21 protein-coding genes and 1 tRNA gene are annotated in these 22,200 nt (G+C 70.5%); 7 read left to right on the plus strand and 15 right to left on the minus strand.

Annotated elements, in window-relative coordinates; genetic code table 11:
- Window positions 1–27: 27 nt before the first annotated feature.
- Together tmk and topA are read right to left on the minus strand one after the other, a co-directional pair.
- Window positions 28–645 carry a dTMP kinase gene (gene tmk, locus BGO91_RS14495; protein WP_290473444.1) on the minus strand — a complete coding sequence of 206 codons (618 nt, stop codon included), beginning with the start codon at window positions 643–645 and terminating at the stop codon, window positions 28–30.
- Window positions 642–3,461, minus strand: coding sequence for a type I DNA topoisomerase (gene topA, locus BGO91_RS14500; protein ID WP_290473445.1), 2,820 nt, complete (start codon window positions 3,459–3,461; stop codon window positions 642–644). The genes tmk and topA overlap by 4 nt, the downstream gene beginning before the upstream one ends.
- Before the next feature lie 246 nt (window positions 3,462–3,707).
- Here topA and BGO91_RS14505 point away from each other — a divergent pair, with 246 nt between their 5' ends.
- Window positions 3,708–3,959 carry a hypothetical protein gene (locus BGO91_RS14505; protein WP_290473446.1) on the plus strand — a complete coding sequence of 84 codons (252 nt, stop codon included), beginning with the start codon at window positions 3,708–3,710 and terminating at the stop codon, window positions 3,957–3,959.
- On the opposite strand, the gene BGO91_RS14510 is transcribed toward BGO91_RS14505, so the two are convergent.
- From BGO91_RS14510 to BGO91_RS14530, 5 genes are all read right to left on the minus strand, one after another.
- Complete coding sequence (locus BGO91_RS14510) at window positions 3,935–4,306, minus strand: Rv3654c family TadE-like protein (RefSeq protein ID WP_290473447.1); 372 nt, start codon at window positions 4,304–4,306, stop codon at window positions 3,935–3,937. The two genes, BGO91_RS14505 and BGO91_RS14510, sit on opposite strands and share 25 nt — an antisense overlap.
- A gap of 53 nt (window positions 4,307–4,359) precedes the next feature.
- On the minus strand, window positions 4,360–4,701 hold the full coding sequence (locus BGO91_RS14515) for a TadE family type IV pilus minor pilin (RefSeq protein ID WP_290473448.1): 342 nt from the start codon (window positions 4,699–4,701) through the stop codon (window positions 4,360–4,362).
- Between the two features lie 16 nt (window positions 4,702–4,717).
- Window positions 4,718–4,909, minus strand: coding sequence for a DUF4244 domain-containing protein (locus BGO91_RS14520; protein ID WP_290473449.1), 192 nt, complete (start codon window positions 4,907–4,909; stop codon window positions 4,718–4,720).
- Window positions 4,910–5,023: 114 nt separating this feature from the next.
- Window positions 5,024–5,944 carry a type II secretion system F family protein gene (locus BGO91_RS14525; protein WP_290473450.1) on the minus strand — a complete coding sequence of 307 codons (921 nt, stop codon included), beginning with the start codon at window positions 5,942–5,944 and terminating at the stop codon, window positions 5,024–5,026.
- On the minus strand, window positions 5,941–6,945 hold the full coding sequence (locus BGO91_RS14530) for a TadA family conjugal transfer-associated ATPase (protein WP_290473451.1): 1,005 nt from the start codon (window positions 6,943–6,945) through the stop codon (window positions 5,941–5,943). Before BGO91_RS14530 ends, BGO91_RS14525 begins: the two co-directional genes overlap by 4 nt.
- Before the next feature lie 336 nt (window positions 6,946–7,281).
- Between BGO91_RS14530 and acs the strand changes: the two genes are divergently transcribed.
- Window positions 7,282–9,231 (plus strand): acetate--CoA ligase, encoded by a 1,950-nt coding sequence (gene acs / locus BGO91_RS14535; RefSeq protein ID WP_290473452.1) that lies wholly within the window; start codon window positions 7,282–7,284, stop codon window positions 9,229–9,231.
- A 61-nt stretch (window positions 9,232–9,292) separates the two neighbouring features.
- Here acs and BGO91_RS14540 read toward each other — a convergent pair whose 3' ends face one another.
- Both BGO91_RS14540 and BGO91_RS14545 read right to left on the minus strand, forming a co-directional pair.
- On the minus strand, window positions 9,293–9,763 hold the full coding sequence (locus tag BGO91_RS14540; RefSeq protein WP_290473453.1) for a RidA family protein: 471 nt from the start codon (window positions 9,761–9,763) through the stop codon (window positions 9,293–9,295).
- Window positions 9,763–9,930 (minus strand): hypothetical protein, encoded by a 168-nt coding sequence (locus BGO91_RS14545; RefSeq protein WP_021765346.1) that lies wholly within the window; start codon window positions 9,928–9,930, stop codon window positions 9,763–9,765. Before BGO91_RS14545 ends, BGO91_RS14540 begins: the two co-directional genes overlap by 1 nt.
- 112 nt (window positions 9,931–10,042) lie before the next feature.
- On the opposite strand from BGO91_RS14545, the gene BGO91_RS14550 reads away from it, so the two are divergent.
- The 5 genes from BGO91_RS14550 to BGO91_RS14570 all read left to right on the plus strand — a co-directional run bounded on the left by BGO91_RS14550 (window position 10,043) and on the right by BGO91_RS14570 (window position 15,817).
- Window positions 10,043–12,541 carry a transglycosylase domain-containing protein gene (locus BGO91_RS14550; RefSeq protein ID WP_290473454.1) on the plus strand — a complete coding sequence of 833 codons (2,499 nt, stop codon included), beginning with the start codon at window positions 10,043–10,045 and terminating at the stop codon, window positions 12,539–12,541.
- Window positions 12,541–13,524, plus strand: a complete 984-nt coding sequence (locus tag BGO91_RS14555) for a metallophosphoesterase (RefSeq protein ID WP_290473455.1) — start codon at window positions 12,541–12,543, stop codon at window positions 13,522–13,524. Before BGO91_RS14550 ends, BGO91_RS14555 begins: the two co-directional genes overlap by 1 nt.
- A 63-nt stretch (window positions 13,525–13,587) precedes the next feature.
- Window positions 13,588–13,664, plus strand: a tRNA-Pro gene (locus BGO91_RS14560).
- Between the two features lie 245 nt (window positions 13,665–13,909).
- Window positions 13,910–15,556, plus strand: coding sequence for an MFS transporter (locus BGO91_RS14565; protein WP_290473456.1), 1,647 nt, complete (start codon window positions 13,910–13,912; stop codon window positions 15,554–15,556).
- 9 nt (window positions 15,557–15,565) lie between these two features.
- On the plus strand, window positions 15,566–15,817 hold the full coding sequence (locus BGO91_RS14570) for a hypothetical protein (RefSeq protein ID WP_290473457.1): 252 nt from the start codon (window positions 15,566–15,568) through the stop codon (window positions 15,815–15,817).
- 27 nt (window positions 15,818–15,844) lie between these two features.
- On the opposite strand, the gene msuE is transcribed toward BGO91_RS14570, so the two are convergent.
- The 6 genes from msuE to BGO91_RS14600 form a co-directional block, all read right to left on the minus strand.
- Entirely contained in the window at window positions 15,845–16,438 is a 594-nt protein-coding gene (gene msuE, locus BGO91_RS14575; protein ID WP_290473458.1) for an FMN reductase, read from the minus strand.
- Between the two features lie 90 nt (window positions 16,439–16,528).
- Complete coding sequence (locus BGO91_RS14580) at window positions 16,529–17,545, minus strand: LLM class flavin-dependent oxidoreductase (RefSeq protein ID WP_290473459.1); 1,017 nt, start codon at window positions 17,543–17,545, stop codon at window positions 16,529–16,531.
- Between the two features lie 55 nt (window positions 17,546–17,600).
- Window positions 17,601–18,167, minus strand: a complete 567-nt coding sequence (locus BGO91_RS14585) for an LPXTG cell wall anchor domain-containing protein (RefSeq protein WP_290473460.1) — start codon at window positions 18,165–18,167, stop codon at window positions 17,601–17,603.
- 49 nt (window positions 18,168–18,216) lie between these two features.
- A complete protein-coding gene (locus BGO91_RS14590) occupies window positions 18,217–20,082 on the minus strand; it encodes a DUF4012 domain-containing protein (protein ID WP_290473461.1) in 1,866 nt (621 codons plus the stop codon).
- Between the two features lie 81 nt (window positions 20,083–20,163).
- A complete protein-coding gene (locus tag BGO91_RS14595; protein WP_290473462.1) occupies window positions 20,164–21,471 on the minus strand; it encodes a UDP-glucose/GDP-mannose dehydrogenase family protein in 1,308 nt (435 codons plus the stop codon).
- A 30-nt stretch (window positions 21,472–21,501) separates the two neighbouring features.
- On the minus strand, window positions 21,502–22,179 hold the full coding sequence (locus BGO91_RS14600) for a thymidine kinase (RefSeq protein WP_290473463.1): 678 nt from the start codon (window positions 22,177–22,179) through the stop codon (window positions 21,502–21,504).
- Window positions 22,180–22,200: the final 21 nt, after the last annotated feature.

The following is a 22,200-nucleotide window of genomic DNA, read 5'->3' on the forward strand; positions in this document are numbered from 1 at the left end:
TAGCGTCCACGGCGGACACCGGCCCGGTCAGACCCGGCCATCGAGGCGCTGGCGGATGTCGGCCGCGATCTCGTCGATCGGGCGCGACGCGTCCACCACGAGGAAGCGCTCCGGCTCCCCCGCCGCGAGCTCGAGGAACGCCGCCCGCACGCGGGCGTGGAACTCGGAACGCTCCGCCTCCAGCCGGTCGTACCGGGTGCGGGACGTGTCGAGTCTGGCGCGGGCGGCCGTCTCGTCGAGGTCGAGCAGGATGGTGAGGTCCGGCAGCAGGCCCTCGGTGGCCCAGAGCGAGAGATCGCGCACCTCGTCGCCGCCGAGGACGCGGCCCGCGCCCTGGTACGCGACGGAAGAGTCGATGTAGCGGTCCTGGACGACCACCTCGCCCCGCTCGAGGGCTGGACGGACCAGGGTCGCCACGTGATGCGCGCGGTCTGCCGCGTACAGCAGTGCCTCGGCGCGCGGAGCGATGTCACCGCGATGGTGGAGCACGATCTCGCGGATCTCGACCCCGGCGTCCGTGCCGCCGGGCTCACGAGTGCGCACGACCGTGCGCCCCTGCGATTCGAGCCACTCGGTCAGGAGCGCGGCCTGCGTGGACTTGCCGACCCCGTCCCCGCCCTCGAGCGTGATGAAGAGCCCGCTCACTCGGCCGCCGGCTTCGCCGCGGTGGTCTTCTTGGCCGCCGTGGTGGTCTTCTTGGCCGCGGTGGTGGCCTTCTTGGCCGTCGTGGTCTTGGCCGCGGTGGTCTTCGCCGCCGTGGTCTTCGCCGGCGCCTTGCGAGTGGTCGCCTTCTTCGCGGGAGCCTTCTTGGCCGGGCCCTTGGCACGCTTGTCGGCGAGCAGCTGCACGGCGCGCTCGAAGTCGACCTCCTCGACCGTCTCGCCGCGCGGGATGGTCGCGTTGGTCTCGCCGTCGGTCACGTACGGCCCGAACCGGCCGTCCTTGACCTTGATCGGCTTGCCGCTGACCGGGTCGGCGTCGAACTCCTTGAGCGCGCTGGACGCCCGCCGGTTGCCGTACTTGGGCTGCGCGAAGAGCTCCTGCGCGCCGGCGAGGTCGATCGTGAAGATGTCGTCCTCGCTGGTGAGCGAGCGGGTGTCCGTGCCCTTCTTGAGGTACGGGCCGTAGCGGCCGTTGGCCGCCTGGATCTCGTCGCCGCTGTCGGGGTCCGTCCCGACCACCCGCGGGAGGTCGAGCAGCTTGAGGGCCGTCTCGAGGTCGAGGGTCGCGATGTCCATCGACTTGAAGAGGGAGGCCGTGCGCGGCTTGGGAGCCGAAGCCTTCTTCGCCGGCTTCTTCTTCTCGACGACCTCGCCGGTCTTCGCGTCGGCCTGCGGGTCCTCTTCGGGGTCCGCCTCGGTCACGTACGGGCCGAACCGGCCGTCCTTCGCGAGCACGATCTTGCCGGTCTCGGGGTTGGAGCCGAGCACGCGGTCGGTCTGCACCGGTGCGTCGATCAGCTCGTGCGCCTTGGCCGGGGTCAGCTCGTCCGGTGCGAGCTCCGGCGGGAGGTTCACGCGTCGCGGAGTGGCGTCCTCGGCGGCGTCCGCCTCGGCCACCTCCAGGTAGGGCCCGTACTTGCCGATGCGCAGGGTCACGCCGTCGTCGATGGCGATCGAGTTGATGCTGCGCGCGTCGATCTCGCCGAGGTTGTCGATCACCCGGCGCAGGCCCTTGTGCTTGTCGCTGCCGAAGTAGAAGCTGTTCAGCCAGTCGACCCGCTCGGCGGCGCCGTCGGCGATCCGGTCGAGGTCGTCCTCCATCTCGGCGGTGAAGTCGTACTGCACCAGGTCGCCGAAGTACTCCTCCAGCAGCCGGACCACCGAGAAGGCGACCCAGCTGGGCACGAGCGCCTGGCCGCGCTGCGTGACGTAGCCGCGGTCGATGATGGTCGAGATGATGCTGGCGAACGTGGACGGCCGGCCGATGCCGAGCTCCTCCAGCGTCTTCACCAGGCTCGCCTCCGTGTAGCGCGGGGGCGGCGTGGTCTCGTGTCCGTCGGCCTCGACCTCGGCGACAGCGAGCACCTGCTTCGGTTCGAGCGGCGGGAGCTTCGCCTCTGCGGCGTCGGAGGAGTTGCGCTCCTCGTCCTTGCTCTCCTCGTACGCGTTGAGGAAGCCTCGGAAGGTGATCACGGTGCCGCTGGCGGTGAACTCGGCGACGGTTCCGTCGAGCGTCCCCTCGGTGATCGTCGCCTCGACGGTCACCGAGGCCGTCTGCCCCTTGGCGTCGGCCATCTGCGAGGCGACGGTGCGCTTCCAGATGAGGTCGTAGAGGCGGAACTCGTTGCCCCGCAGCACCTTCTCGAGCTCGGCGGGGGTGCGGAACACCTCGCCGGACGGGCGGATGGCCTCGTGGGCCTCCTGCGCGTTCTTGCTCTTCGACGCGTAGGTGCGCGGCTTGTCCGGCACCGTCTCCGGTCCGTAGAGCTTCGCCGCCTGGTTGCGCGCGGCCGTCGTCGCCTGCTGCGACAGCGACGCCGAGTCGGTGCGCATGTAGGTGATGTAGCCGTTCTCGTAGAGCGTCTGCGCGACGCTCATCGTCTGGCGGGCCGAGAAGCGGAGCTTGCGGGCGGCCTCCTGCTGCATCGTCGAGGTCGTGAACGGCGCGGCCGGCCGGCGCGAGTACGGCTTGGAGTCGACCTTCGAGACGGCCACGACCGTGCTCGGCCGGCGGATGGCCGCGGCGAGCGCCTGCGCGGCGTCCTCGTCGAGCGTGCGGGCGTCGGAGGTGAGACGGCCGTGGTCGTCGAAGTCGCGTCCGGTCGCCACCCGGGATCCGTCGACGCGGGCCAGGCGGGCCTGGAAGGAAGTGGCGTCCTCCGGAGCGAGCTGGGCGGTCAGACCCCAGTACGAAGCGGGCACGAACGCGAGACGCTCGCGCTCGCGGTCGACGACGAGGCGGGTGGCGGCGGACTGGACGCGGCCGGCGGACAGGCCGGGGCCGACCTTGCGCCAGAGCACCGGCGACACCTCGTAGCCGTAGAGGCGGTCGAGGATGCGGCGGGTCTCCTGGGCGTCGACGAGGGCGGTGTCGATCTCGCGGGTGTTGTCGCGCGCCTTCTCGATGGCTTCGCGCGTGATCTCGTGGAAGACCATCCGCTTGACGGGGACCTTCGGCTTGAGCACCTCGATGAGGTGCCAGGCGATGGCCTCTCCTTCGCGGTCCTCATCAGTGGCGAGCAGGAGCTCGTCCGCGTTCTTGAGCGCGCGCTTGAGGTCGGCGACGGTCTTCTTCTTCTGGTCGGAGACCACGTAGTACGGCTCGAAGTCCTTCTCGACGTCGACCGAGAACTTCCCGAGCGACCCCTTCTTGAGCTCCGGCGGCAGGTTCTTGGGCTCGATCAGGTCGCGGATGTGACCGACGGAGGCCATCACCTCGTATCCGTCGCCCAGATACTGGGCGATCGACTTCACCTTGTTCGGAGACTCGACGATGACGAGTTTCTTCGTGTCAGGCACCTGACTCCTCTTATATGTACGACGATGTCGCCCCGACCGATGTCGGTAGCACGCTCCCGCGATTTGCCCGCGGAGCCCGGTCCTCGGCGCAAAGCCGGACGAGCGTGGGCCGGACGGCCCAACAGGCAAACCATACACACCTTGCCCGACGGTGTGCCTAATCCGACGTGCCCCGTTCGCCGTGGGCGCAGGCACCTCGACCCGATGATCTCTTGCGGCGGAGGGTGGGCTGAGGACAATGGAGGCATGGCAACGACATCACTGACGACGTACACCGCCAAGCTGACGGACGGCCCTCTCGAGGGCAAGACGATCACCACCGAGTTCCTCCCCTCCGGCGACCCGCGCCCCCGCCTGGAGATCACCGCCTCCGGCGGCGGAAAGCGCTACCTCTATATCCGGGTGTCCGGGACGGACACCGAGTACGCATCGTCCGACGCGAACGCCGACCGGCCGAGCGCGGTGGGCTACCGCTACCGCGAGACCCTGTTCGACTGATCCGCCCCCGCCGGTCCGGCACGAGCCCGGCCGGCGACGCGCGCCCCTCCGGGCAGGGCGACGCCCACGCCGACGAGCACCTGGACATCCTCCACCGCGCACTGGTCGAGGTCCGCCCCGTTCGCCGCCGCCACCTGCGCGCCGACCGCACACGGCTCGCCGCCGACCCGACCGACCGCGGCGTCCGCCGCGGCGAGCGCGGCCAAGTCAGCGGCGACGGCCGCTCGCCGGTGGGCGACAGAGACGCCGCCCACAGCGAGGGTCGCCACGAGCACCGCCGTGAGCGCCCCCACGATCGCGAGCACCAGCACGCTCGCCCCGCCCTTCTCTCCACTCTCTCGGTCCACTCCACTCTCTCGGTCCTCTCGGCTCCCTCGGCCCTCTAAGGCCCGTTTCGCCGTCATCCCGCTCCCCCGTCCTGACCGTTCGGAGCGTTCGCGGATTCGTCCAGCGCGCAGGCGCGGCCGCCGATCCGGAGTCCCGCCGCGCCGAGGCCCAGCACCGTGCTCGGTGCTGACAGGGTCACGCACACCATCCCCTGCTCCCGCGCGATCGCTCGTTCGAGCCCCGGCACCGAATGCGCGCCCATGCCGCGGGCGGCATCTCCACGACCCAGCAGCCTCGCATCGACCGCGGCCGCATCGATCAGCCGGAGCTGCTGGCCGCCCGCCTGCACCGCGCCGATGCCGACCGCCAGGCAGACGAGCGCAGCGGGGAGGGCGGCGGCGAACTCCGCCGTCACGCTGCCGCGTTCGCCCTCAGCCGGCGACGGTGAGAGCACGATGCACCAGCTCCGTGAGCAGGCCGCGGACCTCGTCGCTGCGGAGCACGAGCGCCAGGAGTCCGGCGATGCCCACCGCGGCCACCGTGATGATCGCGTACTCCGCCGTCGCTGCTCCCTTCTCATCGTGCAGCGCCTCTCGCAGTCGCCTTCGTCCCCATCCGTCCATGTCGATCGTTCCCCCTCTGTTCGAACGCCCGCTTCGTTCGATGCGGTGCGTGCTTCCATCCTTCGGCGAGCGCCGACGCGACGGGCCGGAGATCATGGATCGGTGGAGAACATGTCAGAAGCCCTCGACGGTGGATGAGATGAGACCGAGCACCATCGGGGCGACTCCCAGAAGGAGGAAGGACGGCAGCACGCAGAGCGCCAGCGGGAGGAGGAGCCGCACCCCGAGGTCGGCGGCGGCTCGGCGCCCCGACGCTCGCGCTGAGCGGCGGCGTTGCTGCGCTGCCGACGTGAGCAGCTCGGCCGCCGGCGCTCCGGCGCGTTCGGCCAGCTCCAGCGCCTCGTCCACGGCGGCGCCGTCGGCCGTGTCGAGCCCCAGCCTGTCGCTCGCCTCGGCGACCAGCCGGCGGGCCCGCTCGATCGAGAGCCCCGAACCGACCCCGATCACGATGAGCTCCTCCTCCAGCCCGGGAATCCCGCCCCGGGGCGTGGCGCGCCGGACGAGGGCCGCCGTCCACAGCCGCCCGGCGACCGCCAGCATCGCTCCGACCCCGAGCAGACCGACCCCGACGGGAGTGCCGGTCAGGACGCCCAGCACGTCGACGCCGAGCAGGAGCGAGAACCCGATGCCGACCAGGGGCAGCCAGCCCACCAGCCGCGCCGTCGAGCGCGGCCCGCTGAGGGCGACCTCCACCTCCCGCGCCACCTCGGCCCGGTCGCGCAGTGCCGCGGCGGCGCCCCGGAGCGCCGGGCTCAGCGGCGATCCCGCGGCGACCGCGACGATCCACGCGGCGGCGAGCGCGGACACGCCGTCGTCGCGTCCGGAGCCGCCCGCCTCCCTCGCGAGCGCGTCCTCGACGGGCGCCCCCGCCTCGACCAGCGCCACCACCCGCCGGATGAGCGGGTGCGGGCTCGCCCGTCCGACGTGCCGCCAGGCCGAGGGAGGTGCGATGCCGGCGTCGAGCAGCACGGCCAGCGCCTCGGCGGCGGACGCGATCCGATCCGCCTCCTCCTCGCCATCCCGCGCCACGCTCATCCCCCGCCTCCCCGGTCGGCATCGTCTGCTCCGGCGGGCAGCGGCCGGATGCCGAGCCGGCCGTCCTCGCCGGTCACCAGCCGGCCGAAGCCGGCGACGCGCCGCCTCGTCCCGCTGCGTTCGACATGGACGACGAGCCCGATCGCACTCACCGCCTGGCGTGCCAACGCGCGCTCGCCCAGCCCGGCGAGCGCCCCGAGCGCTTCGAGGCGAGCCGGGACGTCGAGGAGCGAGTTCGCGTGCAGCGTGCCCGCCCCGCCGTCGTGCCCGGTGTTGAGCGCGGCCAGCAGATCGCGCACCTCGTCGCCGCGGCACTCCCCGAGGACCAGGCGGTCCGGGCGCATCCGGAGCGCCTCCCGCACCAGGCGGCGCAGATCCACCCCTCCCGCGCCCTCCAGGTTCGGCTGCCGCGACTGGAGTCCGACGACGTGCGGGTGCGGGATGCGGAGCTCCGCGACGTCCTCGATGACCACGATCCGCTCCGTCGGCGGCGCATGCGCGAGCACGGCAGCCAGCAGCGTTGTCTTGCCTGCACCGCCCGCGCCGGTCACGAGCAGATTGGTGCGGGCGGCCACGGCCCGCTCGAGGAGTGCGCGCTGCGGCGGGCTGAGCGAGCCCGCCGCCGCCAGCTCGTGCAGCGTCATGACGTCGGCGCTCGGGATGCGGATGGACAGCAGCGTGCCGCCGGTCGACACCGGCGGCAGCACCGCGTGCACCCGCACCCCGCCGCGCAGACGGACGTCGACGAACGGCGTCGCCTCGTCGATGTGCCGACCGCCCCGCGCGATCAGCTGCACCGCGAGGCGGCGCACGTCCGGTTCGTCCGCGTGCCAGTCGTCGATGCGTTGGAGGCCGCCCGGACCTCCGTCGCACCACAACTCGCCCGTCGCGGTGATGAACAGGTCGGTGATGCCGGGACGCTGGAGGTACGGCGTCAGGACGCCGAAGGTCTCCCACAGGCCGGGCGCGTCCGACGGATGTGCTCGTGATTCGGTGAACATCCCCCGAGCCAAGCCGAGGTTTCGCCGGTGGAGACGGCAGTCCGGCCGATCTGTGGAGAAGCCGGTTTCCCACAGCAGCGGGGGCGAGCGGCGTAACAGAGCGTTAAAAAAGGGGGGCCGCACCTATTGGGGGGAACAGGTGCGGCCACTGCGGCGCAGGATTGGGGGGAATCGTTTGCGCCGCACGCACGAATTTACATTCGGCCGGGTCCAAGTTTACGCAGAATCAATGCAAACGCAAGTCTCCGTGAGGGAGGTCTTCGCGAGGTTGTAGAGTCAGGCATTGTCGCGCCACGACAGAACAATCAGCATCGCAAAGGAGCGAACAGCCTCCCCATGAGCAACACAATCGACAACCTGCTGCATGAAGCCCGACGGTTCTCGCCGAGCGAGGAGTTCGCCGCGAACGCCGTGGCGACAGCCGATCTCTACGAACGCGCCTCCGAGGACCGGCTCGGGTTCTGGGCCGACCAGTCCCGTGAGCTCCTCCACTGGCACAAGCCGTTCACCCGCACGCTGGACTGGACCAACCCTCCGTTCGCGAAGTGGTTCGACGACGGCGAGCTCAACGTCGCGTACAACTGCCTGGACCGTCACGTGCTGGCCGGCAACGGCGACCGCGTCGCGATCCACTGGGAGGGCGAGCCGGGCGACTCCGTCTCGCTGACCTACGCCGAGCTCACCGCCGAGGTGAAGAAGGCCGCCAACCTGCTGACGAGCCTCGGCATCCAGGCGGGCGACCGCGTCGCCATCTACCTGCCGATGATCCCCGAGGCCGTCATCGCCATGCTCGCCGTGGCGCGCATCGGCGCGGTGCACTCCGTCGTCTTCGGCGGTTTCAGCGCCGAGAGCCTGCGCTCGCGCATCGACGACGCCGAGGCGAAGCTCGTGATCACCGCCGACGGCGGCTGGCGCAAGGGCCGCGTCTTCCCGCTGAAGGACGCGGTGGATGCCGCCCTCACCGGTGCGGAGAGCACCGTCGAGCACGTCCTCGTCGTCAAGCGCGGCGGCAACGACGTGGCGTGGACGAACGGTCGCGACCTCTGGTGGCACGACGAGATCGCCCAGGTCGACGCGGATCACGTGGCCAAGGCCTTCCCCGCCGAGCAGCCGCTGTTCATCCTGTACACGTCGGGCACCACCGGCAAGCCGAAGGGCATCCTCCACACCTCCGGCGGCTACCTGACGCAGGCCTCGTTCACCCACAAGAACGTCTTCGACCTGCACGCCGAGAGCGACGTGTACTGGTGCTCCGCGGATGTCGGCTGGATCACCGGCCACAGCTACGTCGTCTACGGGCCTCTCGCCAACGGCGCCACCCAGGTGCTGTACGAGGGCACCCCGGAGACCCCCCATCCCGGCCGCTGGTGGGAGATCATCGAGAAGTACAAGGTCTCGATCTTCTACACCGCTCCGACCGCCATCCGTTCGTTCATGAAGCTCGGGCGCCAGCACCCGCAGCGCTTCGACCTCTCGAGCCTCCGCGTGCTCGGCTCGGTGGGCGAGCCCATCAACCCCGAGGCGTGGATGTGGTACCGGGATGTCATCGGCGGCGGCGAGACGCCGATCGTCGACACCTGGTGGCAGACCGAGACGGGCGCCATCATGATCTCCGCCCTGCCCGGCGTCACCACGCTCAAGCCGGGCAGCGCGCAGGTTCCGCTACCGGGTGTCTCGATCGCCATCCTCGACGAGGCGGGCGTCGAGGTCGGCAAGGATCAGGGCGGCCTCCTCGTCGTCACGGAGCCGTGGCCGAGCATGCTGCGCGGCATCTGGGGCGACCCGGACCGCTTCGTGGAGACCTACTGGTCGAAGTTCGGCGACAAGTACTTCGCCGGCGACGGGGCCCGCTACGACAAGGACGGCGAGATCTGGCTCTTGGGCCGCGTCGACGACGTGATGAACGTCTCGGGTCACCGCCTCTCGACCGCGGAGATCGAGTCGGCGCTCGTCGCCCATCCTCTGACGGCGGAGGCTGCCGTGGTCGGTGCGGAGGACGAGACGACCGGTCAGGCCGTCGTCGCCTTCGTCATCATCAAGGAGAACCAGCTCGAGACCGCCCAGTCGATCGACGTGGCGGCCGAGCTGCGCAAGCACGTGGCCGAGCAGATCGGGGCGATCGCCCGCCCGCGCGACATCTTCGTCGTCACCGAACTGCCCAAGACGCGCTCCGGCAAGATCATGCGCCGCCTCCTGAAGGACGTCGCCGAGGGTCGCGAGGTCGGCGACACGACGACGCTCGCCGACACCGCGGTGATGAGCTCCATCCAGAGCAAGCTCTCCTAACCGGGGAGACGACGAAGGGGCGGTGCCGCGCGGCACCGCCCCTTCTCGCGTTCCGGGAGCTCTACTCGAACGCGACGACGATCTCGACCTCGACGGGCGAGTCGAGCGGGAGCACCGCGACGCCGACCGCGGACCGGGCGTGGACACCGGCCTCGCCGAAGATCTCGCCGAGCACCTCGGAGGCGCCGTTGATGACGCCGGGCTGACCGGTGAACGCCGGGTCGGAGGCGACGAAGCCGACGACCTTGACGATGCGGGTGACCCGGTCGAGCGAGCCGAGAACGCTCTTGACCGCGGCGAGGGCGTTGAGGGCGCTCGTGCGGGCGTACTCCTTGGCGTCCGCGGCCGGGATCAGGCCGTGCCCCTCGCCGACCTTGCCGGTCGCGGGCAGCGCACCCGAGACCATCGGCAGCTGGCCGGAGGTGTAGACGTGGTTGCCGTCGACGACGGCGGGCGTGTACGCGGCGACGGGCGGCACGACGCTCGGGAGGTCGATCCCGAGTTCGGCCAGGCGCGCCTCGACGGCGGCCATCAGGCGTCCGCCCCGTCGGTCACGGGGCGCTTGAGGTAGGCCACCAGACCGCCCTCCGGACCGGTCACCACCTGGACCAGCTCCCACCCCTCCGAACCCCAGTTGTTGAGGATCGCGGCGGTGTTGTGGATCATCAGGGGCGTCGTGAGGTATTCCCAGCGCGGCATCGTGCTCCTTGCGTTCGGGGCGTTTATCAGGTTGATCACCTACTCTGATCCTATGTCTGCGAAAAAACCACGGGCTAGAGTTATGCTCGGCGCACTCGGGGGATTCCTCGGGATGAGCGCCGTCGCGGGGCTCTTGGTCACTGCCGCTGTCACGCCGGCGATCGCCGTGACCGGCATGGCCGCCAACAACGGCATCGGCGTGTTCGAGGGCCTTCCCGAGTACCTCGAGATCGGCACCCTCGCCCAGCCGACCACCATCTACGCGAAGAACGCCGACGGCTCCGACCGCGCTCTCGCGACCTTCTACTCCCAGAACCGCCTCCCCGTGACCTTCGGCCAGATCTCCCAGGCCGCCAAGGATGCGGCGATCGCCGGTGAGGACCCCCGCTTCTACAGCCACGGCGGCGTCGACATCCAGGGCACCATGCGCGGTGTGCTGTCGACCGTTTCCGGCGGCGGCGTGCAGGGCGGCTCGTCCATCACCCAGCAGTACGTGAAGAACGTGCTGCTGCAGAAGTGCGAGGCGATGCCGGTCAAGACCGCGGAGCAGAAGAAGGCGTACCAGACCTGCGTCGACGAGTCGACCGGCGTCAGCCCCGACCGCAAGGTCAAGGAGATGAAGTACGCCATCGGGCTCGAGAAGAAGTACACGAAGGACCAGATCCTCGTCGGGTACCTCAACATCGCCGGCTTCGGCGGCTCCGTCTACGGCATCGAGGCCGCGGCGCGCTACTACTTCAACACGACCGCTGCGGCGCTCACCCCCGCGCAGTCGGCCAGCCTCATCGCCATCGTGAACGAGCCCACCTCGCTCAAGCTGGACAACCCGGATTCCGAGACCAACGGCGCCGCCAACGGCTACGCCAAGAACAAGGAGCGCCGCGACTACATCCTGCAGAAGATGTACCAGTACAAGAAGGTGACCAAGGCCCAGTTCGACGAGGCGATCAAGACCCCGATCGAGCCGGTGATCACTCCCTCGGTGCGCGGTTGCCAGACCGCGGGCGGTTCGGCGTACTTCTGCGACTACGTGCAGAAGATCATCCTCAACGACCCGACCTTCGGCAAGGACGAGGACACCCGCGCGGCGAACTTCAACCGAGGCGGCTACAAGATCTACACCTCCCTCGACCTCGACCTGCAGCAGGTCGCCGAGTCGACGCTCGATTCGTATGTGCCAAAGAGCTACAAGGTCGACCTCGGCGGCGTGCTCGTCGGCGTGCAGCCGGGCACGGGACGTGTGCTCTACATGGCCCAGAACAAGAACTACACGCAGGACCCGGAGGAAGCCGCAGGGGGTGACGGCTCCTTCAGCGCGATCAACTACGCGACGGACTACGCCTACGGCGGCTCCGGAGGCTTCCAGGTCGGATCGACGTACAAGGTGTTCACGCTTGCCGAGTGGCTCAAGCAGGGTCACTCGCTGAACGAGACCGTGAACGCGAACGTCCGCACCTACACGAAGTTCAAGAACTCGTGCACGGGCGATTGGACCGGCTCCTACAAGCCGCTCAACGACTCGGGCGGTGAAGAGGGTCAGCGCAGCGCGCAGAACGCGACCACCAACTCCATCAACACGGCCTTCGTGTCGATGGCCTCGCAGCTCGACCTGTGCGAGATCAAGAAGGACGCCGAGGCGTTCGGCGTCCACACCGCCACCAACGCCGAGCTGAACTCCGACCCCGCGTCGGTACTCGGCACGAACAACATCGCGCCGCTGACCATGGCGACCGCCTTCGCCGGCATCGCCAACAACGGCCTCACCTGCTCCCCCATCGCCATCGACAAGATCATCGACGGCAGCGGCAAGGAGGTCGCACCTCCCGCGACCAAGTGCACGCAGTCGGTCGACCCGACGGTGGCGAACACCATGGCCAAGGCGCTTCAGGGCCCCGTCCAGAGCGGAACCGCGGCCGGGATGAACACCACCGGCAAGGACATGATCGGCAAGACCGGTACGACGGACGGCAACGAGCAGCTCTGGCTCGTCGCCGCCACGACGAAGGTCGCCGGCGCGTACTGGGTCGGCAACATCACCGGCCACCAGGACATGCGCCGCATCTACCCGACGCACGGGACCACTCCCGCGATCGCCCGTACGGCTGTGCAGCGCGCCATGATGTCGGCGGCCGTCGGCAAGTACGGCGGCGACGACTTCCCGGCGGCGCCGGACAAGCTCGTCCGCGGTGTCCAGATCACGATTCCGGACCTCGCGGGCAAGTCCCCGGACGAGGCGAAGAACGTCCTCAAGGGTCTCGGCCTCGAAAGCGCCGACGGCGGCCCCCAGGATTCGGTCCAGCCGAACGGCACCGTCTCAGCCACCGATCCTGCCGCCGGCAGCCCGGTGGGCAAGGGCACCGTGGTGACGATCTTCACCAGTAACGGCTCCCTGGTCGCCGTCCCGAACGTGGTCGGCCAGAAAGCCTCCGACGCGCAGAAGGCGCTCACGGGCGCCGGGTTCAGCGTGAAGATCTCCGGAAGCGGCGGAGGGGATGCGGTCGTGCAGACCCAGGAACCCGCCGCGAACACGCCCGCGAAACAGGGGACCCAGATCACCCTCACCGTCGCCGCGGCTCCCGGTTCAGCACCCACGCCCGGCGGAAACGGCTAGTGGCTCGCGGGACCGCCCTCCGCCCGTTGGGCACCGCGCTGGCGGTGCTCGGCGCGGCGGGAGCGGCCGCGTTCGCCTACGGGTCGCTCATCGAACGCCGCGCGTACACGCTCCGTGAGGTCTCGGTGCCGGTGCTGCCCGCCGGCTCGGAGCCGATCCGGGTGCTGCACCTCTCCGATCTGCACATGGCGCCGTGGCAGCGCGACAAGCAGGAGTGGGTGCGTTCACTCGCCGCTCTGAAGCCGGACCTCGTCGTCGACACCGGCGACAACCTGAGCCACGAGGACGGCCTGGTCGGCGTCCGCGCCGCACTGGACGCCTTCCGCGGGACGCCCGGCGTGTTCGTGCACGGTTCGAACGACTACTTCGGCCCCCAGCTGAAGAACCCGCTCAAGTACTTCGCGGGCCCCTCGAAGAGGAACGGCTCCACCGCGCCGCGACTCGACAACGCGTCGCTCACGGCGTATCTGCGTGATCTCGGCTGGCTCGACTTGAACAATGCGGCCGGCTCCCTCGACGTCCGGGGCACGCACCTGGAGCTGTTCGGCGTCAACGACCCGCACATCCGCTTCGACCGCGTGGAGGCCATCCCGGGTGCGCTCGACGAGCTCCGCGAGAACGACCCGTACAGCGACGACGCGACCTGGCCGGAGGATGCCCCCACGGTCGCGCGCCCCACGGTGACGCTCGGTGTCGTGCACGCCCCGTACCGCCGCGTCCTGGACGCATTCGTCACCTACGGCGCCGCCATGATCTTCGCCGGCCACACGCACGGCGGCCAGGTCTGCGTGCCCGGCTACGGCGCGCTGGTCACGAACTGCGACATCCCCCGCAAGCAGGTCAAGGGCCTGAGCATCTGGCGTCACGCCTTCCGCTCGGCGTTCCTCAACGTCTCCGCCGGCCTCGGCACGTCGATCTATGCGCCGGTGCGCTTCGCGTGCCGTCCGGAGGCGACGCTGGTGACGCTGACCGCGGCGGCGTGACGCCCCCGGTGGTCATCAGCACCCCTCGCGCTCGTGTATCCTAGATGAGGCCTTCAAGGCCATCGGGGTGTGGCGCAGCTTGGTAGCGCGCTTCGTTCGGGACGAAGAGGCCGCAGGTTCAAATCCTGTCACCCCGACCAGATAGCAAAAGGGAGAGATCGGTTCGCGAAGCGAACTGGTCTCTCCCTTTTGCTGTCTATCGCTGGCGTCTTCCCGGCCCCTGCCGCGAGGGGCCCCGGGCGCCGCTGAACGCGAAGCGTGAGGCGGCGTTCGGGGTAGCGGGAGGGTGCACCCCGACCGGATAGTTCGTCTTCTCCCCTGCCACGTCGCGCGCGATGGTGAATACTGGCCCCACGATGCTCTGAGTGAGGAAGCTGGTGGCGGTATGCGCAAGTGGTCCGTCGTCCTCATCCTCGGCAGTGCGCAGTTCGTCATGGTGCTGGACGGCACGGTGATGAACGTCTCCATCTCGACGGTCGTCGCGGACCTGCACACGACCGTGACCGCGATGCAGGCGGCCATCACGTTCTACACATTGACGATGGCGGCGTTCATGCTGGTGGGGGCGAAGCTCGGCGATGTGTGGGGGCGCAGGCGTGCGTTCGTCATCGGGTCGATCGTCTACGCGGTGGGTTCGTTGACGACGGCGTTGGCGCCGAACATCGGGATCCTGTTCCTCGGCTGGTCGGTCGTCGAGGGGCTGGGCGCGGTGCTGGTGATCCCGGCGATCGCCGCCCTGATCGCGGGCAGCTACCAGGGTCGCGACCGGATCACCGCCTACGCCGTAATCGGTGCCGTCTCCGGGGCGGCGGTGGCGGCCGGGCCGCTGATCGGCGGGTTCGTGACCACGTACTTCGACTGGCGTTACGTGTTCGTCGGCGAGGTCGTGATCATGGCGGTCGTCGTCGTCTTCACCCGCGCCATCCCGGATCCGATCGGGCGGCAGCCCGCCCGGATCGATCTGTGGAGCGTGCTGCTCTCCGCCGCGGGGCTCGTCTTCGTCGTGTTCGGGATGCTGCAGAGCAAGGTCTGGGGCTGGATCCTGCCGCTGAAGCCGCCGGAGATCGGCGGCGTCACGATCGCCCCGTTCGGCATCTCGCCCACCGCGTGGCTGATCCTGCTGGGCGCGGTGCTGATCTGGGGCTTCGTCCGCCGCCAGAAGCAGCTGGTGCGGGCCGGGAGGCCGCCGCTGGTGCACGTGGAGGTGTTCTCGATCCGACGGCTGCGCAGCGGCCTCACGGTGCTGGGTGCGCAGTACGCGGTGACAGCGGGGCTGTTCTTCATGGTGCCGGTCTACCTGCAGATGACGCTCGGCCTGGACGCCCTGCAGACCGGGATCAAGGTGTTCCCGCTGTCGATCGCGCTGATCCTGTTCTCGATCGTCGGCACGACGCTGTCGCGGCGCTGGTCGCCGCGGCGCATCGTGCTGGTCGGTCAGGTCGTGCTCGTCGGGAGCGCTCTGCTGTTGCTGGGGTCGGTGACGACAGACCTCCGGAGCTGGCTCTTCGCGGCCGGGATGTTCCTCACGGGCGCCGCGCTCGGCCTCCTGGCGTCGCAGCTCGGGAACGTCAACATGTCGAGCGTCGACGAGACGCAGACGAGCGAGGTCGGCGGGCTGCAGGGCGTGTTCCAGAATCTCGGCTCGTCGCTCGGCACCGCTCTGATCGGCTCGGTGCTGATCGGCGCGCTCGCCACCTCGTTCACGTCGGGCGTCGCGGCCAGCTCGCTGCCGCCGTCGGTGCAGTCCGAGGTCCAGCAGCGGACCGAGGGCGGCGTGGCGATCGTGCCGGCGACGAGCGTCGACGAGATCGCCACGGACGCCGGCCTGTCGACCGCGGACGCGCAGACCCTCGCCGGCATCTACCGCGACGCCCAGGTGTCGTCGTTGCGGGTCGCGTTCTTCGGTCTGACGGCGATCACCCTGATCTCGCTGGTGTTCTCGCGCGGACTCCCGTCGGACCCGCCGGAACGGCCCGCCCGCACGGAGCGGAAGGGACGAAAAGAGGAGCGGCACGACACCGGCGCTCGGTAGGCTGCCCCCATGGAGACGCACGAGGTCTGGGCGAACCCGACCACCCTGCTGACGCTGGACGGCCGCGTGCTCGAGGTGTTCGGGTTCACCGACGCCCAGCGCTTCCACCTCGCCTTCCGGCCGGTGCTCCAGCGCAGCAAGAAGCTCGTCACGATCACACCGGAGAGCGGTCCGCAGCTGAGCTTCTTCTACGACCGGGAGAACGCGGACCGGCTCGACGCGTTCGCCCGCCTCCTCGAGGCGGCGCATCCGCCACGCTGAGGGGTGCCGCACCGCGGCGAGCAGACCTCAGAAGGCGTCGGGCCGGGCGAACTCCACGTTGGCGTAGCGCGAGTCGGGATCGATGTGGGCGCGCACCAGCGGGACGGTGCGGTTGACCGCGGTGTCGATGCGGCCGCGGAGGTCCTCCGAGGTGATCGCGTAGTCCGCGAAGTCGCTCTCGGCGGCGTAGATGCCCAGCGGGAGCGTGAGCGACTGGAAGAAGCCGAAGAGCGGGCGCATCTGGTGCTCGACCAGGAGCGCGTGGCGATCGCTGCCGCCGGTGGCTGTGAGCACGATCGGCTTGTCGACGAGCGCGTACTGGCCGATGTGGTCGAAGAAGAGCTTGAACAGGCCGGTGTAGGTGGCGCGGTACGCGGGCGACCCGACGACGATGACATCCGCCGCCTCCACGGCCTCCAGTGCCTCCACGACCTCCGGTCCGAGGTGCGACCGGAACGGCCCGGCACCGAGCTGACCCAGCAGGGGCGCGAGCTCGATCGTGCGGTGCGTGCCGCCGACCGCTTCGGCGAACGACCGCGCGACCTCGTCCACCAGGACGGTGGTGCGGGAGGGATGAGTGGGGCTGCCGCTCACTCCGACGACCGTGGGGACGTGTGCCATGCGGGGACCGCCTTCGTGTGACTTCGGCTCGGGAACGCCCTCACGCTACTCGCGTGGCGCGCGGGACTCCTCCCCCGGCGTCACGCACCGTCATGCAGCCGGGTAGAGCTCCGAGACGATCTCGAGCGAGCGGATCCGGCCCTCCACGGTCGCCGCGCCGGAGGACACCATCAGCTCGTCGGCGCCCGTCGAGCCCAGCAGGGCGTCGAGACGTGCGCGCACCTCGTCGGGCGTGCCGATCGCCTGGCGGGCGTTGCGGGCGGCGATGAACTCCTCCTCGAGCGGGCTGAAGTCGTACGCCAGCGCCTCCTCCACACTCACCGGCTGCGGCTTCTGCCCCTGGCGCATGCGCAGGAAGGAGAGCTGGCCCGGGAGGGACAGGGCGCGGACCGTCTGCGGGTCCTCGTCCGAGACGACGTTCACGGCGATCATCGTGTGGGGCTGGTCGAGCAGGTCGCTCGGCTCGAACTTCGACCGATAGAGGTCGAGCGCCGCCTCGGTGTTCTCGCCGGCGAAGTGGTGGGCGAAGGCGAACGGCAGGCCGAGGGCGGCGGCGACCTGGGCGCTGAAACCGCTGGATCCGAGCAGCCAGACCTGCGGGGCGTCGCCGAGCCCGGGGACGGCGGTGATCGTGTGGAGCGGGTTCGCGTCGCTCATGCCGCCGTAGAAGAAGCCGAACAGGTCGAGCAGCTGCTGCGGGAAGTCGTCGACGCCGAGACCCTGCTCGCTGCGTCGCAGCGCCATCGCGGTGGCGCCGTCGGTGCCGGGCGCCCGCCCGATCCCGAGGTCGATGCGGTCGCCGTAGAGGGCGCGCAGCGTGCCGAACTGCTCGGCGACGACGAGCGGCGCGTGGTTCGGGAGCATCACTCCGCCCGAGCCGACGCGGATGCGCTCGGTGGCGGCGGCGACGCCCGCGATCAGCACGGCGGGGGCGCTGGAGGCGATGGCCGGCATCCCGTGGTGCTCGGCGACCCAGAACCGGTCATAGCCGAGCGCCTCGGCCGCCTGCGCGAGCCGGACGGTGCCGGCGACCGCGTCGGCGTTGGTGCCATCGGCGGGGCGGCTGGCGAGGTCGAGGACGGAGAGGGGGATGCTGCGTTTCGTCACACTGAAGCCAACCGGGCGACGCGGGATGTCATTCCATCCCGCGCCGTCCGATCGCTCAGGACTGGCGGACCTTGCGTGCCCAGAAGACGACCGACACGGTCACCAGACCGGCTGCCAGCAGTCCGCCGCCGACCCAGATGGCCCAGATCGCCATGGTCGAGCCGGTGTCGGCGAGGCCGGAGGACGAGGAGGACGGGTCGGAGACCGTGGCCGCGGAGTCGGCGGGGAGGACGGTGACGGAGGCGGGGCATTCGTGGTTGCTCGTGCGCCCCACGCCCACGAAGGAGTAGACGCCGACCGCGTCGGCCGGGAGCGTCACGGACAGCAGGTCGCTGCCGTCGGCGTTGGACTGCTTCGCGAAGTGGACGCTGCTGGTCTCGGCCTTGAAGACCGCGAGCGTGATGCTCGCGCCGTCGGATCCGGAGCCGGTCCAGTCGATGAACTCCTGCGACGCCCACGTGCCGGGCTGGCAGACCAGGTGGACGGTGTCGCCCGCGTGGGCGACGGCCGTGTCGAACTGGCAGGGCGAGCCCTGCGTATAGTCGACGGCATTCGCCGCGGTGGGCGCTGCGAGCAGCACCGCCGCGGTCACGGCTGCCGCCGCGAGGATCTTCTTGAGCATGGCCACGCCTTTCGCCGCCCGGCTTCGACGTCGGGAATTTGATTAATCCTCACTTTACTCCGCCGGCGCAGTCCACGGCAATCGAACCGGTGGTGGATTCTGTCCCCACATCGGGGGTGGAACCCGTTCCGGGGAGCGTCGGCGTCGTGGTCACGGCCACCTGCGTGCCGGTCTGCTTCACCCCGAGGAAGTCCACCTCCACGGTCTTCTGCTCCCCCGGCGCCAGCGTCACCGTCAGGACGGCCACCGGCCTGCCCTGGTCGGTCCCCGAGACGGTGGAGTCGACCGCGCTGCCCTTCGTGGTGCCCGCGACGAGCCCGCCGGACGGCCCGTAGACGACCACCCGGGTCTGGATCAGACCCGGGGCGACGCCCGACAGCCCGCCCCCGGTGACGAACGCCGGCAGCGACGTCGCCGCGTCCGCGGGCGCGCGGTTCGCGAGCGTCACCGCGATCCGGGTGGTCGGCTTGCCGTCGGCGCGGCAGACCGCGGCCCCCGCGGCCACCGAGGTGTGCAGGTAGTAGTCCATCTTGGAACCGGTCGCGTCGTTGAAGTACACGCCGATGCCCGCGGTCGACGCGGTCGAGATGGGGAGGCCGCCCGCCAGCGTCGTCGAGGCGAGGACCGCCTGCTCCTCGGGATGCGCGCTCCAGATCAGGAGCCGGTGCGACGAGCCGGCGGCGGCCAGCGAGGAGACGAGGGCGGAGCCGTCGATGCCGCCCGCCGCGACCCGCTGGAACACCGCCGCCGCGGCCGAGGCGAAGAACGCGTCCTGCTGATGCGGATCGACGTAGCGCTGGTACACCTCGCTCAGCAGGAGGTGGACGGCGTTCGCCGACGTGAGCGTGTCGCCGCTCGGGAGCGCGATCGGTCCCGTGGCATGGAGCACGGCCGCGAGCACCACCGGATCCATCGTGATGACGCCGTCGACGGTCCCGCCGTTCTTCAGTGTCCACATCCGGGACGCGGTGGAGGCCGCGAGCGGGAAGTCGGGGGTGAAGTTGACGTCCTGGAGGTACCGCCCGACGAGCGGGCCGAAGAGCCCCGTCGGCCCCTCCGGGATCGAGGCGACCGGCTCGGTCCACGGCCCGATCGAGGTTCCCGCCTGCTGAGCGACCAGGGAGATCGCGCCGTGATCCGCCCGGATGAGGGCGACCGACCCGATGAGGCCGCCCGTCGCTCGCAACTCCGCGGGGTTCTGGGCGACGAGCAGGTACTCGCGGGCGCCGCCCGCGCCGAGCATGGCGGGCAGCAGCTTCGCGCCGTTGCCGACGGCGTCCACCGCCGGCGTCGCCTCGGCGAACAGGGTGCGCAGCCGCTCGACCGCCGAGCCGACGGGCTGGATGGTGGCGGAGGCGTCCACCGTCGCCAGCTCCTTCTCCGCGCCATGGAAGGCCGCCTGCGCCTTCGCCACGACCGGCTGCGCCGCGATGAGCGGCGCGAGGTCCACTCGGCCGCCGGTGACCGCGAGACTCCGCGGGTCCGCGGATGCGGCGACTCCGACGAGGGGCTGGATGACCCGGGAGGCGACCTGCTCGGTCGCGCCCGCGGCCGTGCGCACCGCCGTCAGGTTCGGCCCCACCCACGGCACGATCTCCACGGCGCGCCAGACGGGGTCGCTGGTCAGCGCGGCGGCGGAGGACGCGTGCTTCTCGAGCGTGACCGCCGACGATCGCGCGCTCGCGAGATCCCCGGCCACGATGGCGTGCTGGATGCTGTGCGCAGCGGGCAACGCCGCGTTGAGCTCCTGCCGCGCGAGGAAGCCGCGGACGCCGATCCAGGCGGCCAGGGCCGCGATGACGAGGAGCACGGCCACGACGATCCAGATCGTCAGCCGACGGCGGCGCCGTCGACGGGGAGGTGCGGGCTCCGCCGGGAGGGGCGGCGCCTCCTCCTGCGAAAGACCGGTCACCATGGGATCAAATGTAACAAATCCTCACTTTTTGGCATCCCCCGAAACGAGGGGGTCGGCCGCGCCGGTCGACGCCCTCCGGCGCTAGCGGCCGAGGCCGCGGTACGACCAGCCCGCCGCACGCCAGGAGGCCGGGTCGAGCACATTGCGCCCGTCGATCACGCGCTTCTCGCCGACGATCTCGCCGAGAGCGACCGGGTCGAGACCCCGGAACTCCGGCCACTCCGTGATGAGCACCACGATGTCGGCCCCGGCGGCCGCCTCCTCGGCGGTCTCCGCGTAGCCGAGCTGGGGCGCGCGCCGACGCGAGTTGGGGATCGCCTCGGGGTCGGTCGCGGTCACGATCGCCCCCGCATCGGCCAGTCGCACCGCGACGTCGAGGGCCGGCGAGTCGCGGATGTCGTCGGAGTGCGGCTTGAACGCGAGCCCGAGCACGGCGACCCGCAGGCCGGCGAGCTCGCCCGCCTCCTCGCGCACCAGCTCCACCACCCGGTCGCGACGGCGCAGGTTGATCTTGTCGACCTCGGCGAGGAACTCCACGGCCTCGCCGCGGCCCAGCTCGCGGGCGCGCGCGGTGAAGGCGCGGATGTCCTTGGGCAGGCACCCGCCGCCGAAGCCGACGCCGGCGTTGAGGAAGCGGCGGCCGATGCGCGCGTCGTGCCCGATGGCGTCCGCGAGCTGGGTGACGTCGGCGCCAGTGACCTCCGCGATCTCCGCCATCGCGTTGATGAACGAGATCTTCGTCGCGAGGAACGCGTTGGCCGCCACCTTGACGAGCTCGGCGGTCGCGTAGTCCGTCACGATGACCGGCGTTCCGGCCGCGACGGCCTTCGCGTACACCTCGTCGAGGATGCCGGCCGCGCGCTCCCCCGCCGGACCGGACGGCACGCCGTAGACCAGGCGGTCGGGGCTCACGGTGTCCTGGACGGCGAAGCCCTCGCGCAGGAACTCGGGGTTCCAGGTGAGCGTGACCTCGGGGGCGCGTTCGGAGACGAGGGCCGCCAGCCGCGTCGCCGTCCCGACGGGAACGGTGGACTTGCCGACCAGCACGTCGCCGGGCTTCACATGGTCGAGCAGCGCCGTGAAGGCCGCGTCGACGAAGCGGAGGTCGGCGGCGTCGCCGTCCGCGCTCTGCGGCGTCCCGACGGCGACGAAGTGCACGTCCGCGTCCTCCGCGGCGGCCAGGTCGGTGGTGAAGCGCAGCCGGCCGCTCGCCGTCGCCGACGTCAGCACCTCGGGCAGCCCCGGCTCGAAGAAGGGGGCCCTCCCCGCCGACAGCTCGGCGATCTTCGCCTCATCGACGTCGATGCCGACGACCTCGTGCCCGAGGTCGGCCATCGATGCGGCGTGGACCGCGCCCAGGTAGCCGCAGCCGATCACGGAAATACGCATGTCGCCTCTTCTCGCCGCGCGTGCGGTCGCTCAGGTGAAATCGGGGTCGGGTTCGCTGTCGTACACGGTCGCCGACGTGCCCACCGGCCAGTGGCGCCGACCGTTGTTGAGCACGCCCCGGCTCTCCTGCAGGTAGCAGTTGCCGCAGAGGGACTCGTAGCCGACGTCCACGCCGTCGATCGCGACCTGCGCGCCGTCGAAGACGAAGACGCCGTCGACGGTGCGCGCGTTGAAGATCGCCTTGCGCCCGCACCGGCAGATCGTCTTCAGCTCCTCGAGGCTGTGCGCGACCTCGAGCAGGCGTCTGCTGCCGGGGAACGCGACCGTCTGGAAGTCGGTCCGGATGCCGTACGCGAGCACCGGGATGCCCTCGAGCAGGGCGATCCGCAGCAGGTCGTCGACCTGGGTCTCGGTCAGGAACTGCGCCTCGTCGACGAGGAGCGCGCTCACATCCGTGTCGTAGCGCTTGATCGTGCGCTCGCGAAGCTGCTGGAACTTGCCGTACGCGTCGGTCTCGGGCGCGATCAGGAAGTCGACGTCGCGGGTGACCCCGAGGCGCGACAGGATGCCCATGTCGCCCTTCGTGTCGATCGCCGGCTTCGCGAGCAGCACACGGTGACCACGCTCTTCGTAGTTGTAGGCCGCCTGAAGCATCGCCGTGCTCTTGCCGCTGTTCATCGCGCCGTAGCGGAAATACAGTTTTGCCACGGATCGATCCTAGACGGCGCC

Origin of the sequence: Leifsonia sp. 71-9 (assembly GCF_001898805.1) — a bacterium.
In the GTDB taxonomy this organism is placed as follows: domain Bacteria; phylum Actinomycetota; class Actinomycetes; order Actinomycetales; family Microbacteriaceae; genus Leifsonia.

Coding starts and splice junctions, on each gene's coding strand:
- BGO91_RS14530 (WP_290473451.1), bottom strand. CDS start 6,945: ATGTTCACCGAATCACGAGCACATCCGTCGGACGCGCCCGGCCTGTGG.
- BGO91_RS14540 (WP_290473453.1), bottom strand. CDS start 9,763: ATGGCCGCCGTCGAGGCGCGCCTGGCCGAACTCGGGATCGACCTCCCG.
- BGO91_RS14570 (WP_290473457.1), top strand. CDS start 15,566: ATGGAGACGCACGAGGTCTGGGCGAACCCGACCACCCTGCTGACGCTG.
- BGO91_RS14545 (WP_021765346.1), bottom strand. CDS start 9,930: ATGCCGCGCTGGGAATACCTCACGACGCCCCTGATGATCCACAACACC.
- BGO91_RS14550 (WP_290473454.1), top strand. CDS start 10,043: ATGAGCGCCGTCGCGGGGCTCTTGGTCACTGCCGCTGTCACGCCGGCG.
- BGO91_RS14590 (WP_290473461.1), bottom strand. CDS start 20,082: ATGGTGACCGGTCTTTCGCAGGAGGAGGCGCCGCCCCTCCCGGCGGAG.
- BGO91_RS14505 (WP_290473446.1), top strand. CDS start 3,708: ATGGCAACGACATCACTGACGACGTACACCGCCAAGCTGACGGACGGC.
- msuE (WP_290473458.1), bottom strand. CDS start 16,438: ATGGCACACGTCCCCACGGTCGTCGGAGTGAGCGGCAGCCCCACTCAT.
- acs (WP_290473452.1), top strand. CDS start 7,282: ATGAGCAACACAATCGACAACCTGCTGCATGAAGCCCGACGGTTCTCG.
- BGO91_RS14525 (WP_290473450.1), bottom strand. CDS start 5,944: ATGAGCGTGGCGCGGGATGGCGAGGAGGAGGCGGATCGGATCGCGTCC.
- BGO91_RS14565 (WP_290473456.1), top strand. CDS start 13,910: ATGCGCAAGTGGTCCGTCGTCCTCATCCTCGGCAGTGCGCAGTTCGTC.
- BGO91_RS14520 (WP_290473449.1), bottom strand. CDS start 4,909: ATGGACGGATGGGGACGAAGGCGACTGCGAGAGGCGCTGCACGATGAG.
- BGO91_RS14585 (WP_290473460.1), bottom strand. CDS start 18,167: ATGCTCAAGAAGATCCTCGCGGCGGCAGCCGTGACCGCGGCGGTGCTG.
- BGO91_RS14595 (WP_290473462.1), bottom strand. CDS start 21,471: ATGCGTATTTCCGTGATCGGCTGCGGCTACCTGGGCGCGGTCCACGCC.